General features: G+C 52.4%; 11 protein-coding genes. 5 read left to right on the top strand and 6 right to left on the bottom strand.

Features of this window, described 5'->3' with window-relative positions; translation table 11 throughout:
• Positions 1–94 precede the first annotated feature (94 nt).
• From FH968_RS13960 to msrA, 5 genes are all read right to left on the bottom strand, one after another.
• Positions 95–1,993, bottom strand: coding sequence for a cation-translocating P-type ATPase (locus FH968_RS13960; RefSeq protein WP_139880432.1), 1,899 nt, complete (start codon positions 1,991–1,993; stop codon positions 95–97).
• Positions 1,990–3,042, bottom strand: a complete 1,053-nt coding sequence (hflK, locus tag FH968_RS13955) for a protease modulator HflK (protein ID WP_139880431.1) — start codon at positions 3,040–3,042, stop codon at positions 1,990–1,992. Before hflK (FH968_RS13955) ends, FH968_RS13960 begins: the two co-directional genes overlap by 4 nt.
• Positions 3,035–4,024 (bottom strand): protease modulator HflC, encoded by a 990-nt coding sequence (gene hflC / locus FH968_RS13950; RefSeq protein ID WP_189389134.1) that lies wholly within the window; start codon positions 4,022–4,024, stop codon positions 3,035–3,037. The genes hflK (FH968_RS13955) and hflC overlap by 8 nt, the downstream gene beginning before the upstream one ends.
• Positions 4,021–5,988: a protease modulator HflK gene (gene hflK, locus FH968_RS13945; protein ID WP_139880429.1), complete on the bottom strand. Its 1,968-nt coding sequence runs from the start codon at positions 5,986–5,988 to the stop codon at positions 4,021–4,023. The genes hflC and hflK (FH968_RS13945) overlap by 4 nt, the downstream gene beginning before the upstream one ends.
• Positions 5,989–6,177: 189 nt before the next feature.
• The gene (gene msrA, locus FH968_RS13940) at positions 6,178–6,816 is read right to left on the bottom strand and encodes a peptide-methionine (S)-S-oxide reductase MsrA (RefSeq protein ID WP_139880428.1); all 639 of its coding nucleotides are present in this window, start codon (positions 6,814–6,816) and stop codon (positions 6,178–6,180) included.
• Positions 6,817–7,043: 227 nt separating this feature from the next.
• Here msrA and tamA point away from each other — a divergent pair, with 227 nt between their 5' ends.
• The 3 genes from tamA to FH968_RS13925 are packed head-to-tail and all read left to right on the top strand — an operon-like array spanning position 7,044 to position 12,897.
• Positions 7,044–8,777 carry an autotransporter assembly complex protein TamA gene (gene tamA / locus FH968_RS13935; protein ID WP_139880427.1) on the top strand — a complete coding sequence of 578 codons (1,734 nt, stop codon included), beginning with the start codon at positions 7,044–7,046 and terminating at the stop codon, positions 8,775–8,777.
• Positions 8,774–12,550, top strand: coding sequence for a translocation/assembly module TamB domain-containing protein (locus FH968_RS13930; RefSeq protein WP_139880426.1), 3,777 nt, complete (start codon positions 8,774–8,776; stop codon positions 12,548–12,550). The genes tamA and FH968_RS13930 overlap by 4 nt, the downstream gene beginning before the upstream one ends.
• 2 nt (positions 12,551–12,552) lie before the next feature.
• On the top strand, positions 12,553–12,897 hold the full coding sequence (locus tag FH968_RS13925; RefSeq protein WP_139880425.1) for a gamma-glutamylcyclotransferase: 345 nt from the start codon (positions 12,553–12,555) through the stop codon (positions 12,895–12,897).
• 104 nt (positions 12,898–13,001) lie between these two features.
• Here FH968_RS13925 and ppa read toward each other — a convergent pair whose 3' ends face one another.
• Complete coding sequence (gene ppa, locus FH968_RS13920; protein ID WP_139880424.1) at positions 13,002–13,529, bottom strand: inorganic diphosphatase; 528 nt, start codon at positions 13,527–13,529, stop codon at positions 13,002–13,004.
• Between the two features lie 293 nt (positions 13,530–13,822).
• On the opposite strand from ppa, the gene ytfQ reads away from it, so the two are divergent.
• Positions 13,823–14,779, top strand: coding sequence for a galactofuranose ABC transporter, galactofuranose-binding protein YtfQ (gene ytfQ / locus FH968_RS13915; RefSeq protein ID WP_139880423.1), 957 nt, complete (start codon positions 13,823–13,825; stop codon positions 14,777–14,779).
• Between the two features lie 142 nt (positions 14,780–14,921).
• Positions 14,922–16,421, top strand: a complete 1,500-nt coding sequence (gene ytfR / locus FH968_RS13910) for a galactofuranose ABC transporter, ATP-binding protein YtfR (RefSeq protein WP_139880422.1) — start codon at positions 14,922–14,924, stop codon at positions 16,419–16,421.
• The last annotated feature ends 9 nt before the right edge of the window (positions 16,422–16,430 follow it).

Raw genomic sequence — 16,430 nt, 5'->3', positions numbered from 1 at the left:
GGTGCGTGAGGGGGCTAGAGGGTAACTTCAGGCTGCTATTTGCTTCGTTTCATGTGATACACCAGGGTTAATTTTGCGCAGAAGCTATCAATCCTTACCCACTCACTTTTTCCTCAAATCGCAATAACCGTCCGGCGTTACCTAGCACCAGTAGCGTGCTCAGATTATGCAGTATGGCAGCGATCACGGCACCCGAGGCACCGAGCCAGCCGAAGGCGGCGGCGGCGACAATCACCAGCGTCCAGCCCAGGCCTATCAGCACGTTCATCTGTAGTGTCCTGCGGCAGAGGCGGCTTAGGCGCACGCAGGTTCCCAGGCGGCGCAAATCCCCGCCAATCAACACAATATCGGCTGACGCCATGGCGATATCTGAACCGCCTGCGCCCATTGCTATTCCCACCACGCCCGCTTTTAGCGCCAGCGAATCATTGATGCCATCGCCCACGACCATTGGCCGGTAGCCATTGTCGATTTGCACGCTTACCTGATGCAGTTTATCGGCAGGAAGTGCCCCAGCAATCACATCGTTTATGCCCACTATTTTGGCGATGCGTTGAGCAACGGCCTGACGGTCGCCAGTCAACAATATCTGCCGGTTAAGGCCCAGTTCGCGTAGGTCTGCCATTGCGTTTTCGGCTTCGTCCCGCAGGCTATCGGCCAGCAAAAACCAGCCGCGAAAACGGCCTGCCAGCACCAGGCCAACGATTGGCCCATCATGTGGCGGTTCTTCCGGTAGCGTCGTGTCCTGCGTTTTTAATAGCTCATGCCTGCCAAGAAATGCTTCGCCCGCAGCGGTAGTTGCTGCGACGCCTAATCCTTGATACTCATGCACATTTTCAAGCAGAGGCCATTCGCTTTGCGGGGCGATACGGGCCAACGCGCAGCTTACCGGATGGTTACTGGTCGCACCCAGGCTTGCCGCCAGTGCAGACAGCGCTGCTGGTGATTCACCGTCTTCTGGTAGCAATTCATGAAGTTGTAGTTTGCCGTGGGTAAGTGTGCCGGTTTTATCAATAATGACGGCATTGAGTTCAGCTAATTCTTCGAGGAACGCCGCACCGCGGATCAAAATTCCGTGGCGCGCAGCGACTGTCAGCCCAGCGATGGATGTCGCAGGTGCAGAAAGCACTAGTGCACACGGGCAGGCGGCAACCAGCACCGCCAACATGGCCTGGTTATTCTGGGTCAAAAACCAGGTGCTAGCGGCAATCAGTAAAACCAGCAGCAGATAACGTGCCGCGTGGCGTTCCAGCAAACGCGTAATCGGTGGGCTGGCTTGTTCGGCACTCTGCATCAGTGCGATAACTCGTCCCAGTGTTGAGGTTTCGCCCGTGCGAGTCACTTCAATGCGCAAACGGCCATCCAGATTTATTGCCCCGCCATAAACATTCATACCGGGTTTGACTTCTAGCGGCACGGATTCGCCAGTGATGGGCGCGGTGTCGAGACTTGCCTGGCCTTCCAGCACGTGTCCATCGGCGGGTAGTCGGTCGCCTGCACGCACTTCTACGATATCGCCCGCCACCAGTTCATGGTTGTCGATGTCATGCAGATTGCCCTCGGCATCAAAGCGACGTGCCCGGCTGCGGGTAAGTTTACCCAGCGCTTCAATCGCTTCCTGGGAACCAATCACGCTACGTTCTTCGAGAATATGGCCCACTATCATAATCAGCGGTAACAGTGCGGCGGTGAGCAAATCGCCCGTCGCCCATGCACCAAGCAGCGCTAAAGCAATCAACTGATCGGTAATCCCGTGCAGGCTTGGGTAACGCAGGCTGTAGAAGGCGTGGCGCAAAACGGGGATGCCAACCATCAGTGATGCAGCCCCCAGTAAAATATCGGCGACAGCGACTTGTCCCGGTACCAGCCATCGCCACAGCAAACCAAGAATTAACGTGCCGCTGGCAACTAGCGCGAGTATCAGTTGGCGGGCAATTTGTCGCTGTTCCTGATGAGACAAGGCACTGCCAGGATTAACTGAATGGGTGCTCATGGTTTAGAAGGTTCCTTTTGCCCGGCGGCTTGCAATATCAGATGCGCATCATCTTGTGGTGAGACAGTGATGACGGCTTCGGCCTGTGCCAGAATTGCTGCAATCCGTTCGCGGTAAATTCGCGCTAACAAGTCGGGGTCGTTATGGCTACTGGCCAGGCGATTCACCATCGCCGTATCGGACTGGGCTTTGGCCACTTTTTCTCGCGCCTGAGCTTGTGCCGTTTGGCGTAACTGGTCGGCCAGCTGGGTGGATTTTTGCCGTATTAAAGAGGCATCTGTATTCGCAGTGGCGATGGCCTGCGATGCTTGCTGGCTTGCGGTTAACACGGCATTGAAAGCGGTGGCCGTCGTTGCAGGCAAGGTGGATTGCACGGTAACCCGCTCAAGAGTAATGCCCAGCGAGCTCCCCGATTGTGCCAGGCGTTGTAGATTGTGTTCGATGTTGTGCTGTACGTCGGCACGCAGGCGTTCACGCTGTTGGGCAACGTTTAAATCACCGCTGACCATTTCCGGGCGCGCCACCAAAATAGTATCGAGATCCCTGGATGCACAAACCGCGATGGCGGCACGCTCAACCAGGCGGTCGAGAGCCGGCAGCACATGCTCGCCCTGCAACACATAATCCATTGGCGTGGCGACGCGGTAAAATACGCTGATATCCAACTGCACTACGCCCGCATCGCCCGTGAGCAGATAACCAGAACCCGCCAGCGCATCGTTGCTGTTATCTTCACGCATATCCGCGTGCAGCGCATCGGCGGAGCGCAATAGCGCGGTTACGTGACGTTCGATAACCCGGTCTGGCGCAGGCACCATCACCACATCATCAATCGGTTTTGGCCAGGTCAGTAGCAAACCCGGTTCTGCAATGCGTTGCTGGGCACCGAAATGCAGCACCACCGCCCGGCTGTCTGCGGGGATTTGGCGGACGTTAGAGAACAGCCATGTCGCAGCTGCCAGCAACGTCAGCCCATAGAGCGCATAAAACGCCAGGCCTATTGATTGCGTCCATGGGCCAGCAGACTTTTTTGTCCGATTATCACTCATGGTTTTTATCCAGCTTTGGCCCTTCCACTAACAGGCGGAAAGGGGCGGCGTCGGTGCGTAACACTAAGCGAGTGCTGGAGTTCACCACGCCACTGAGCGCATCAAGCTGGCGCAACAGGCTATAGAGTTGTGGCGAACTGGCGTACGCCTTGCCATAAATTTCTGCCGCCTGTGCTTGAGACTGCGCTTCAATATCAGCCGCCTGAACCTGCGCCTGCGCTTCAACAATACGAGCATCTCGTTGCGCTGCGGAGCGAATTTCTGCGGCAGCGCGTTTGCCTTCAGCGGTGCGTTCTGTGGCGATGGTTTCGCGCTCGGCACGCATTCTGTCAACGGTGGCATTGAGCGTTACAGCCGGTAGTGTCAGGCGTTCGGTTCCGACTTGCACTAGCCGGATACCATAGCTTTCCAGCAGTGGCTGGCTGATTTGCGCCTGTAAATGCGATTCAAACTGGTTGAGTTGCACCTGTTTGCTGTCGGTATTTACCAGTTGAGAGAGCGTGAAACCGCTGGCGGTGGTTTCCAGCGCCGAGCCCAGATACGCACGGATTTGCCGCGCCGCTTCATCAGGCTGGTTTTGCACTGCGCGCATAAAGCGTTGCACATGCTCCGGCGTGTTATCGACCTGCCAGACGGCAAACGACTGGACAATAATTCGCAGGCCATCGCGCGTGCCAACATCCTGCAAGCCGCTCGACGTAGTACGCAGGCGCAAATCAACGGCGGTCGACATTTCAAAAGGTGCGGGCAATCGCCAGGCAAGACCTGGATTAAGCAACACACGCACCGGATTACCAAAGCGGGTAATGATTAGCGATTCGCCCGAGCGCACCTGAACCAGACTTGCAGCCGCCGCCAGAATAATAACCAGCAATCCCGCGCCCGTAATGCGTTTCCAGACCTTCGTTTTCGCGGCCTTAGAGGCAGAATGATGGCTGTGATGGCAACCGCTGCTGCAACCATGATGATGGGAATGGCTCAACGGGAAGACTCCTGTGTAGATTTAGAAGGCGCATCGCGCCGTGCTGCTTCGTTCAATGAGGGAAACTCGCGCAGGTCGATAGTCGGCGGCGAATCCGCACCAATGCGATGGTCAATAATTAATAACGGGCTGTGGCCCAACGTTTGACGTAATTGGCTAAACCATAATTCATCGACAAACACCTGCCCCGACTGCGCGACTGCCTGTTTCTGCGCGGCAAAACGCACGGCGGTTGATTGCGCTATGCTGGTCACATCGGTGGCATTCATCTGGGCCTGATTCTGGCGAGTGGTAGCGGTAGTTTGTGCGCTGGCTGCCAGTTCTGCCGCATGGCCCCGCTCGCGGGAAATCAGGGCCTGCGCAGAAATTTGTGCCGCCTGCACACCATGGAATGCATCAGCCGCACCTGCTGGTGGATGGATAGCTTCGACGACGGTCGAAAGCAGTTCTACACCGCTGTGAAGATCGTCGAGTTTTTGCTGCACTGCCCGGTTAATCTGCAGCGCTAAATCGTTGCGCTGCTCACCCAGCAATTGCTCAAGTGTCAGTGAGGAAAACTGATGTACCAACACCTGATTCGCGGTGCTGCGAATCAGTTCCGGGAGGTTAATGCTGTGATACGTTGCCGCCAGTGCTGCGCCGTCGGTTAAGCCAATGCGCCACATAAATCGCACATCGCTGTTAATGATTTGCAGGCTTTGTTGGCTGCCGCTTTGGCTGGCAATAATCTGTGCTTTATCAAAACTATGGATGGCGTCCCATAGGCGGTCTGCACTTGCGGGTGCCTTACCTTCGGCACTGGTCAGCGGTTCAGGCGTGGTATCGGATTCTTCTCCGGCGGCTAACTCATGCACTTGGCCATTTTCCGTCAGCATGACTTGCCCGAAAGGCCACGGCAGCCCGTAATGCAGTCCGGAAGACAATACGGCTACCGGATTGCCAAAACGCTCATAAATGCCCCGTTGGGTAGCAGAAATTTGCTGCATTCCAGTCAGTAACCAACCACAAAGCATCATTACCGCCAGCACCGGCAAGAATGCGCGGCGCAGCACCGTGAAAGCCCAAAGCTGGCGCAAATCAATACCAAAGTGGTGATGCAGTTCATGCTGCAAGAAAAGCAGGGGGCGCGGAGGCCAAACAAGCTGTGCCGCCAACTGGCTTTGTGCGAGAAACGCGGGTTCATCACCTTCTTCACGAGGTGGTGTGAATAATGAAAACAGCCCGCGCAACAAGAATTCAATCGCCACCAGCACGACAAGAATGGCTGGGAGATTGACCAGCAGTGACATGTTCGCGCCAGGAAAAATCAGCGGCGGTAACGTGAGGAGTTGGACGGCGAGGGTCAGGCGCACTATGGGGGCAAGGTATTTCGCTTCCGGCCAGGCTTCGTTCACTGTTGCGGCTAAGTGGCGTTCGGCAACCAATGTGACAAACATCGCCGCTGCAATACAGCCCACGGCAAACCAGCGCAGATTTCCTTCATCCAGGGGAAGATAATGTTCACCCCAACTCACCAGTGTGACAAACAACACAAATACCGACATCGAGCCCAGCCATATGCCATCACTCTTGAGCAACGTATTGATGCGTTTAAAGTTGATGGGAATGAGTGCTGCCAGCCGCTGATATACCGTCGGCAATGGTTCGGCTTCATCAGCTGGAATTTCGATTTTTTGCGATGGTGAGTAAACCTCTGCCCGCCATTGGCAAATTCGCTGCGCATTATAGAAAGAGATAGCCAGCAAAATGAGCACTGCTGCATTACTGCTTAATAGAGTAGTCCAGCGCGATGATGACTCGAACATGCTGACAATCAATGCCACAACAATCATCAGAAAAATTGATGCGCTTAACCCGAAGACTAATCTTGCGGTCAGCATGGCCTGGGTTTTGGCCAAAGAGTAACGAGCATGAGAGGTTAGCGGTGAAGGTTGCGCAGGTTCAGAAATTTGGGAGGGCTGCATGGAGTCATTACTTTCAGGCGCACGACGTCTGCGTCATTGAGGTTTAATTGTTACCATATAACATATCATGAACGCGAATTGCCCGTAAACGCAGCGCGGGTAACTGTTTGTACAGTTTCTGAAAAGGGGGAGATTTTAAAACAAAAAAGCGGACGGAAAAAAGACCAATCCGCTTGTTAAATCAAAAGGTTAGTTTTGTGGTGGCAAACAAACGCCAATCCCACCGATGCCGCAATATCCATACGGATTTTTATGCAGATACTGCTGGTGGTCATCCTCGGCATAATAGAACGGGCCAGCATTGGCGATTTCGGTAGTGACTTTTCGGTCATCTCCGGCGAGCGTCATAGCATCCTGGAAGCGTTCAAAACTGGCGCGTGCGGAGGTGTCTTGCTCTGGTGTCAGCGGGTAAATGGCAGAGCGATATTGTGTACCGACATCTCCACCCTGGCGCATACCTTGGGCCGGATCGTGATTTTCCCAGAACACTTGCAGCAATTGTTCGTAACTCACTACTTGTGGGTCGTAAACCACGCGTACGGCTTCGGTGTGTCCTGTCATTCCACTACAGACTTCACGGTAGGTTGGGTTGGGCGTAAAACCACCCGCATAACCTGCGGCGGTGCTGTAAACCCCTGGTAATTGCCAAAATATTCGTTCAACGCCCCAGAAACAGCCCATCGCAAAATAAGCGATTTCCATGCCATCTGGTACATTTGTCATTGAATGCTCGTTAACTGCGTGCAAAGTGGCGACTGGCATCGGGGTGTTGCGGCCGGGCAACGCTTCAGACTGTGTCACGGGGTGGGTTTTCTCAAATAATTTCATCAGTCATGCTCTCCCGATGTAGGCAAAATTTAACAACAACCGTCACGCGGTTGTAACCAAGCGTGTAATTGCAGACAATAACCACGCTTTTATGAGACTACAGTACATATAAGAATTATTTGGGTTATTGTGCAGTTTTCAACCCCAGTTGTTGGGGTTTTGTTAAGCCGAAGGGCGGTTATAACGTTTCCTTCCAGGGGTGGGAACAAGGATATTCAGGAGAAAACGTGCCACGAATTCGTACTTTTTGCGCGGCTAGTCTGTGCCTGGTCAGTACGTGGGCTAACGCGGCCAACGTACGTTTACAAGTTGAAGGCTTAACGGGCGAATTGCAAAAAAATGTCCGCGCCCAGCTTTCAACTATCCAAAGTGATGAAGTAACACCTGACAGGCGTTTCCGCGCGCGCGTGGATGACGCTATCCGTAATGGCTTGAAAGCACTCGGCTATTACGAACCAACTATTGATTTCGACCTGCGGCCACCACCAGCCAAAGGACGCCAGGTCTTGATTGCCAAAGTCGATCCCGGCCCGCCTGTGTTAATCGGCGGAACCGAAGTGATTCTGCGTGGCGGCGCGCGTGACGATAAAGATTACATCACGTTATTGGGCGAACGCCCGAAGATTGGCACTGTTCTCAATCATCAGGATTACGAAAGTTTCAAGAAGGATCTTTCCAGCATTGCGCTACGTAAAGGGTATTTCGACAGTGAATTCCTTAAAAGCCAGTTGGGTGTTTCACTGGAGCGCCGCCAGGCATTCTGGGATATCGATTACAACAGCGGTGAGCGCTACCGTTTTGGTGCCGTCACGTTTGAAGGCTCACAAATTCGTGAAGAATATCTGCAAAATCTGGTGCCGTTTAAGCAGGGCGATTATTACCAGTCGAACGACCTGGCGGAATTAAACCGCCGCCTTTCAGCGACAGGCTGGTTTAATTCCGTGGTTGTCGCACCTGAGTTTGATAAATCTCGTAAAACCAAAGTGCTGCCGTTACACGGTGTGGTTTCGCCGCGTACTGAAAACACAATTGAAACCGGTGTGGGTTATTCCACCGATGTGGGACCGCGCGTAAAAGCGGCGTGGAATAAGCCATGGATGAACTCCTACGGCCACAGCTTGACCAGCAGCGTTAGCCTTTCTGCCCCCGAACAAATTCTTGATTTCAGCTACAAAGTGCCACTGCTGAAAAATCCGCTGGAACAATATTATCTGATGCAAGGCGGTTTTAAACGAACCGACCTTAACGATACCAAGTCAGATTCCAGCACGCTTGCTGTCTCACGTTACTGGGATTTATCCAGCGGTTGGCAGCATGCGATTAACTTGCGCTGGAGCCTCGATCACTTTACCCAGGCAGACGTTACTAACACCACGATGCTGCTTTATCCAGGTTTGAGCCTCAACCGCACCCGTTCACGCGGCGGTTTGATGCCTACGTGGGGCGATTCACAGCGCTATTCCATTGACTGGTCTGATACCACCTGGGGTTCTGATGTCGACTTTGGCGTGTTCCAGGCGCAACAAGTTTGGATCCGTACTTTGCAGGAAAAACACCGCTTTGTGGTTCGCGGTAATCTCGGCTGGATTGAAACCAATGACTTCGAAAAAGTGCCGCCAGATTTGCGCTTCTTTGCCGGTGGTGACCGTAGTATTCGCGGCTATTCCTATAAATCTATTTCGCCTGAAAATGATGACGGCAAGCTGACTGGTGCCTCAAAATTGGTTACCGGTTCGCTTGAGTATCAGTACAACGTCAGTGGGAAATGGTGGGGTGCGGTGTTCGTCGACTCCGGCGAAGCCGTCAATGATATCAAACAGAGCAACTTCAAGACTGGCGCAGGTTTCGGTGTGCGCTGGCAGTCACCGGTTGGGCCAATTAAGCTCGATCTTGCCGTTCCGGTGGGTGATAAAGATGAGCACGGTTTACAGTTTTACATCGGTTTGGGGCCTGAGCTATGAGTCTTTGGAAGAAAATAAGCCTCGCAGTGTTGATCTTTGTGGTGGTGCTGATTGGCGCAGTGGGCTTCCTGGTGGGGACAACGACCGGGCTGCACGTACTCTTTAACGCAGCTAACCGCTGGGTGCCAGGGCTTGATATCACAAGCGTAACCGGTGGTTGGCGCAATCTGACCATCAAAGGTTTGCGCTACCAACAGCCGGGCGTGGACGTCAATGCCGGTGAAATTAACCTTGCGGTAAAACTTGGCTGCCTACGCGACAGCAGCCTGTGCGTGAATAATCTCTCGCTCAAAGATATCGACGTGGTGATTGATAGTAAAAAAATGCCACCGTCAGCGCCTGTTCAGGAAGAAGACACCGGCCCGCTGAACCTCACCACGCCATACCCAATTACGCTTAGCCGGGTGGCGCTCAATAACGTCAATATCAAGATTGATAACACGACGGTTTCGGTGATGGAGTTTACCTCTGGCCTGAATTGGCAAGACCGTAACCTGACTGTCACGCCAACCAACCTTGAAGGTTTGCTGATTGCTTTGCCGAAAGTCGCCAAAGTTGCTCAGGAAGAGGTTGTCGAACCGAAGATTCAAAATCCAAAACCGGAAGAGTTACCGTTAGGCGAAACGCTCAAACAGCTGTTTGAAAAGCCTGTTTTGCCAGAAATGACCGACGTGCATTTGCCACTGAACCTGAATATTCAGGAATTTCGTGGTTCACAGCTGCGCTTGACGGGGGATACCGATCTACTGGTCAGCAGCCTGTTGCTGAAAGTCAGCAGTATCGACGGCTCTCTTAAGCTCGATGCGCTGGATGTCGATTCCTCACAGGGCCTGGTCAACGCCACCGGTAGTGCTGAGCTTCGCGACAAATGGCCGGTCGATTTAACTTTAAACACCCGGCTTAACATCGACCCTATTAAAGGCGAAAAGGTGAAGATGAAGATCGGTGGGGAACTGCGGGATGTGCTTAAAGTCGGCATAAATCTTTCAGGCCCGGTCGATATGGAACTCACCGCGCAGACTCAGCTTGCCGAGGCTGGTTTACCGCTCAATCTGGAAGTGGTCAGCAAGCAGCTTTATTGGCCGTTTACCGGGAAAAAAGAGTATCAGGCCGATAACCTCAAATTGAAATTTAGCGGCAAAATGACGGACTACAAACTGTCATTACGCGGCGACGTGAAAGGGGAACAAATCCCGCCAGCTACCATTACGCTTGATGCTAAAGGCAATGAGCAACAGCTCAATCTCGATAAGCTGCGCGTTGCTGCGTTGCAGGGCAATACCGATCTGAAAGCGGTGCTTGACTGGAGCAAAGCCATTAGTTGGCGCGCAGAGCTGAAGCTCGACGGCATCAATACGGCGAAGCAATTCCCTGATTGGCCTGCGAAACTCGACGGCCTGGTGAAAACTAGCGGCAGTTTATATGGCGGGAGCTGGCAGGTAGATGTGTCCGAGCTAAAACTTGCGGGCAACGTTAAAAATAACAAAGTGAATGTGGCCGGGAAGCTCAACGGCAACAGTTATATGCAGTGGAAAATCCCAGGCCTACACCTCGAGCTGGGGCGCAACAGCGCTGATGTAAAAGGTGAACTGGGCCAGAAAGATTTGGCGTTAGATGCCACCATCGACGCACCTGGACTCGACAATGCCTTGCCAGGTCTTGGCGGCACGGCGAAAGGCACGATTAAGGTGCGTGGCGATGTGAAAGCTCCGCAGTTGTTAGCAGATGTCACCGCGAATAATTTGCGCTGGCAGGAGCTGTCTATTGCGCGGGTGCTGCTGAAAGGGGATGTGAAATCCAGCGATCAGATTGCCGGAAATCTGGATCTGCGCGTCGAGCGTATTTCTCAACCAGGTGTGGATATCAACCTTGTTACACTGGCAGCAAAAGGTTCAGAAAAGCAGCACCAGTTACAACTGCGTATTCAGGGTAAGCCGGTATCCGGACAGCTCGATTTGAGCGGTAGTTTTGATCGTGCAGAAGAACGCTGGCGTGGAAGCCTCAGCAACACGCGCTTTGAAACGCCAGTTGGCCCATGGTCGCTAAATCGTAACCTGGCGCTGGATTACCGCAATAAAGAACAGAAAATCAATATTGGTGCGCATTGCTGGACGAACCCGAATGCCGAGCTTTGTGTGCCACAACCGATTGATGCCGGTAAGAAAGGGCGTGCGGTCGTTAACTTGAATCGCTTTGATTTGGCGATGCTAAAACCGTTTATGCCGGAAGACACACAAGCAGTAGGCACATTCAGTGGTCGTGCGGATGTTAGCTGGGATAGTGAATCTAAAGGCTTGCCGCAGGGTTCAGTCACACTGCAAGGGAGTGGCGTGAAAGTCACCCAGATAGTCAACGACGGCCCGTTGCCGGTGGCATTCGACACGCTAAATCTGAATGCGGAGCTTAAAAATAATCAGGCGCAGATTGGCTGGCTGATTCGTGTTGCTAAGAACGGCCAGCTCGACGGTCAGATTCAAATTACCGATCCTCAAGGCCGCCGGAATCTTGGCGGTAACGTGAATATGCGTAACTTTGATTTGGCTATCGCTAACTCCATTTTCTCGCGCGGGGAAAAAGCTGCCGGGAAACTCAACGCTAACTTACGTCTTGCGGGAAATGCGGAGCGGCCACAGTTGTTCGGCCAATTGCAGCTAAACGGCGTGGATATCGACGGCAACTTTATGCCGTTTGATATGCAGCCAAGTCAGGTGGCGATGAACTTCAACGGGATGAACTCGACGCTTGCCGGTACTGTGCGCACCAAACAGGGAGATATTGCTCTGAGTGGTGATGCGGATTGGACGCAAATCGACAACTGGCGTGCGCGTGTGGCGGCGAAAGGCAATAAGGTGCGCATTACGGTGCCGCCGATGGTGCGTCTGGACGTTTCGCCAGATGTCGAGTTTGTCGCAACACCGAGCCTATTTACGCTTGATGGTAGTGTTGATATTCCGTGGGCGCGTATCGTGGTGCATGACGTTCCGGAAAGCTCTGTGGGTGTTTCCAGCGACGAAGTGATGCTGGATCAAAATCTGAAGCCGATTAAACCGCAATCGGCGGGTATTCCGATCAACAGCAACCTTGTGATTCACGTCGGAAATAACGTGCGTCTGGATGCGTTTGGTTTGAAAGCGCGTTTGAACGGCGATCTGAAAATGGTGCAGGACCGCCAGGGTCTTGGTCTGAACGGGCAGATCAATATTCCGGAAGGACGCTTCCATGCATACGGACAGGATCTGATCGTGCGCAAAGGTGTGCTGCTATTTTCCGGTCCACCGGATCAACCTTTGCTAAATATCGAAGCGATTCGTAACCCGGAATCGACGGAAAACGACGTAATTGCCGGTGTTCGCGTCACAGGATCGGCCGATGAGCCAAAAGCTGAAATATTTTCTGATCCGGCTATGTCACAGCAAGAAGCCTTGTCCTACCTGCTTCGCGGGCAAGGTTTAGATAATTCTGGCGACGATGGTAACGCCATGACATCAATGCTTGTTGGCTTGGGGGTTGCACAAAGTGGTCAGGTTGTGGGTAAAATCGGCGAGACGTTTGGCGTAAGCAATCTGGCGCTTGATACCGCAGGGGTGGGGGATTCCTCACAAGTGGTGGTCAGTGGCTATGTTCTGCCTGGTCTCCAGGTGAAATATGGAGTGGGTATTTTTGACTCATTGGCGACACTAACACTGCGTTATCGCCTGATGCCCAAGCTGTATCTGGAAGCGGTGTCTGGTATCGATCAGGCACTTGATCTGCTTTATCAGTTTGAGTTTTAGCAATGCGAATATTTGTTTACGGCAGTTTAAGACGCAAGCAAGGTAACAGCCACTGGATGACTAACGCCCAGTGGCTTGGGGATCATGATGTTGAAAATTATGATCTCTACAGTCTCGGCCATTATCCGGGGGCAGTGCCGGGTGAAGGGAAAGTGGTGGGTGAAGTGTATCGTATTGATGCTTCTACACTCTCTGAGCTCGACGCTTTGCGCACCAAAGGTGGCGAATATAAGCGCCAGCTTATTCAGACCCCGTACGGCGGTGCATGGATGTATGTTTATCAAAGGCCGGTCGATGGGTTGACCCGTATCGACAGCGGAAACTGGCTGGATAAAGAAAAGTACTAGACCATTCCCAAAACGGCCACTCGAATGAGTGGCCGTTTCTCTTGCGAACATAAAAAAACACCGCCAATGGGCGGTGTTTTTACAAGCATCTTCCAAGGCGAGAATTACTTCTTAGCGCGCTCGAATGAAGCAATGATTTCAGCTTTAGCCGCAGCAGCATCTGCCCAGCCTTCAACTTTAACCCATTTGCCTTTTTCGAGAGCTTTGTACTGCTCGAAGAAGTGGGAGATCTGCGCTTTCAGCAGTTCTGGCAGGTCGTTCACATCTTTGATGTGATCGTATTCTTTGCTCAGTTTGGTGTGTGGAACTGCAACCAGCTTGGCATCTTCGCCCGCTTCGTCAGTCATTTTCAGCACGCCAACTGGACGGCAACGAATTACAGAACCTGGTTGCAGTGGGTACGGAGTTGGAACCAGAACGTCAACCGGGTCACCGTCTAAAGACAGGGTGTGGTTGATGTAACCGTAGTTGCAAGGGTAGAACATTGCAGTAGACATGAAACGGTCAACGAACAGCGCGCCGGTGTCTTTATCAATTTCATATTTGATAGGATCAGCGTTAGCTGGGATTTCGATAACAACATAGATGTCTTCTGGCAGATCTTTGCCCGCAGGGACGTTGAGTAAGCTCATGTCTTTTTCCTTTAAACTGGTGTCATTCAAGTGCCCGGTATTATAGCCAACTGGCTTTAAATGTCTTGACCTGTTTTTCTCCCCGCTCGGCACCTGGTTTCTTTTTCAGAGCCCTCCGATAACGCGAAAATCCATAAACATAGCCGTATTCTTTATAAAATTGTGTAAGCGGTTACAAGCATGCATACGACTTGTTTGAATTGTGATGTAACTCATTCTGTTACACCACACGTCGTCTATAGTTTTTTCGATACCCAGCTTTTAACCAACAATAACCCTACGAGGATGTACCTATGTGGAAGCGCTTACTTTTGGTCTCTGCTGTCTCCGCAGCCATGTCGTTTATGGCGATAGCTGCTCCGTTAACCGTCGGATTTTCGCAGGTGGGTTCTGAATCCGGCTGGCGTGCAGCAGAAACGTCGGTGGCGAAGAGCGAAGCTCAGAAGCGTGGAATCACGCTGAAGATCGCTGATGGCCAACAAAAACAAGAAAACCAGATTAAAGCCGTACGTTCATTTATCGCCCAGGGCGTTGACGCTATCTTCATCGCGCCAATCGTCGCCACTGGTTGGGAGCCTGTATTACAAGAAGCAAAAGAGGCAAAAATCCCGGTATTCCTGCTTGATCGTAATATCGATGTAAAAGACAAATCGCTATATATGACTGTAGTTACCGCCAACAACGTGCTGGAAGGCCAGTTAATTGGTGAGTGGCTGCTTAAAGAGTTGAATGGCAAGCAATGTAATGTGGTTGAGTTGCAAGGCACTGTGGGTGCGAGCGTGGCAATCGATCGTAAGAAAGGGTTTGCCGATGCCATTTCCAAAGCGTCTAACGTGAAAATTATTCGTTCTCAGTCTGGCGACTTTACCCGCAGCAAGGGTAAAGAAGTGATGGAGAGTTTTATCAAAGCTGAGAACAATGGCAAAAACATCTGCATGGTCTTCGCGCATAACGACGACATGGTGATTGGTGCGATTCAGGCAATCAAAGAAGCAGGCCTGAAACCTGGCAAAGACATTCTAACCGGTTCTATTGATGGCGTGCCTGACATCTACAAAGCGATGATGGAGGGCGAAGCGAATGCAAGCGTTGAGCTAACACCAAACATGGCGGGCCCAGCATTCGACGCGCTCGAGAAATTCAAAAAAGATGGCACCATGCCGGAAAAAGTCACTATTACCAAGTCCACTTTATACCTCCCGGATACGGCAAAAGAAGAGCTCGAGAAGAAGAAATCAATGGGTTATTGATTTTTTCCCTCACCCCGGTTTTATGTAGGGCGGATAAGCGTAGCGCCATCCGCCATTCAAAGCGCAGCCCACTGTGAATGGCGAAAGGTGGATGACGCTGTTGCTTATCCCCCTACAGATTTACGTTGGCAGGAGCTCGCAGATGAACACAAACAATCAGGAAATTCTGCGCACGGAAGGCTTATCGAAACATTTCCCAGGGGTCAAAGCGCTCGATAAAGTCGACTTCAGCCTGAATCGCGGCGAAATCATGGCGCTGCTTGGTGAAAACGGCGCGGGAAAATCAACGCTTATCAAAGCACTTACCGGCGTCTATCAACGCGACAGCGGGAATATTTACCTCGAAGGTGAGCTTATTTCACCGAAAAACACCGCGCATGCCCAACAGCTTGGCATCGGTACGGTGTATCAGGAAGTGAACCTACTGCCGAATATGTCGGTGGCCGATAACCTGTTTATTGGCCGTGAACCACGCCGCTTTGGTTTTTTACAACGCAAAGAAATGGAAAGGCGCGCCACCAGATTGATGGAATCCTATGGATTTTCGCTGGATGTTGCCGAACCGCTCAACCGCTATTCCGTGGCGATGCAGCAGATCGTGGCGATTTGCCGGGCCATTGATCTCTCAGCCAAAGTGTTGATCCTCGATGAACCTACCGCCAGCCTTGATACCAAAGAAGTCGAGATGCTTTTCACCCTGATGCGCCAGCTCAGCTCCCAGGGCGTTAGCCTGATCTTTGTCACTCACTTCCTCGATCAAGTTTATGAAGTCACAGACAGGATAACTGTGCTGCGTAACGGTGCATTTGTTGGCACGCGCAACACGAAAGATCTCCCGCAGATCGAACTGGTAAAAATGATGCTGGGACGCGAACTCGAAACAAACGCCCTGAACCGTGCGGGCCGAACATTATTGAGCGATAAACCCATCGCCGCATTTAAAGAGTTCGGCAAGAAAGGGGTGATCAACCCGTTCGATCTTGAAGTCCGCCCAGGTGAGATCGTCGGCCTGGCGGGTTTGCTTGGATCCGGACGTACCGAAACCGCCGAAGTTATTTTTGGGATCAAACCGTCAGATAGCGGTAATGCGTGGATCAAAGGCAAACAGCAGTCACTGCGCTCGCCGCATAAAGCCTCGTCGCTCGGTATTGGTTTCTGCCCGGAAGACAGGAAAACAGACGGGATCGTTGCTGCCGCCTCGGTGCGTGAAAATATTATCCTCGCTTTGCAGGCCCAGCGTGGTTGGCTAAGACCGATTCCGAAGCGCGAGCAATATCAGATAGCTGAACGGTTTATCCGCCAGTTAGGGATCCGCACGCCCAGCCCGGATCAGCCGATTGAATTTCTCTCTGGCGGCAATCAGCAAAAAGTTCTGCTTTCACGCTGGCTACTGACCAAACCACAATTCTTGATCCTCGATGAACCCACGCGTGGGATCGACGTTGGCGCGCACGCCGAAATTATCCGCTTGATCGAAACGCTCTGCGCCGATGGCCTGGCGCTGCTGGTTATCTCATCTGAACTTGAGGAGTTGGTGGGTTACGCAGATCGCGTGATCATCATGCGCGACAGGCAGCAGGTGGCGGAGATCCCGCTCGCTGAGCTTTCCGTATCGGCAATTATGAATGCCATAGCGGCATAAGGAGTTAAA

The sequence above is a fragment of the Buttiauxella sp. B2 genome, assembly GCF_006376615.1.
Lineage (GTDB): Bacteria > Pseudomonadota > Gammaproteobacteria > Enterobacterales > Enterobacteriaceae > Buttiauxella.
The sequence above is the reverse complement of the archived record's forward strand: the minus strand, read 5'-3'. Positions and strand labels throughout refer to the sequence as shown.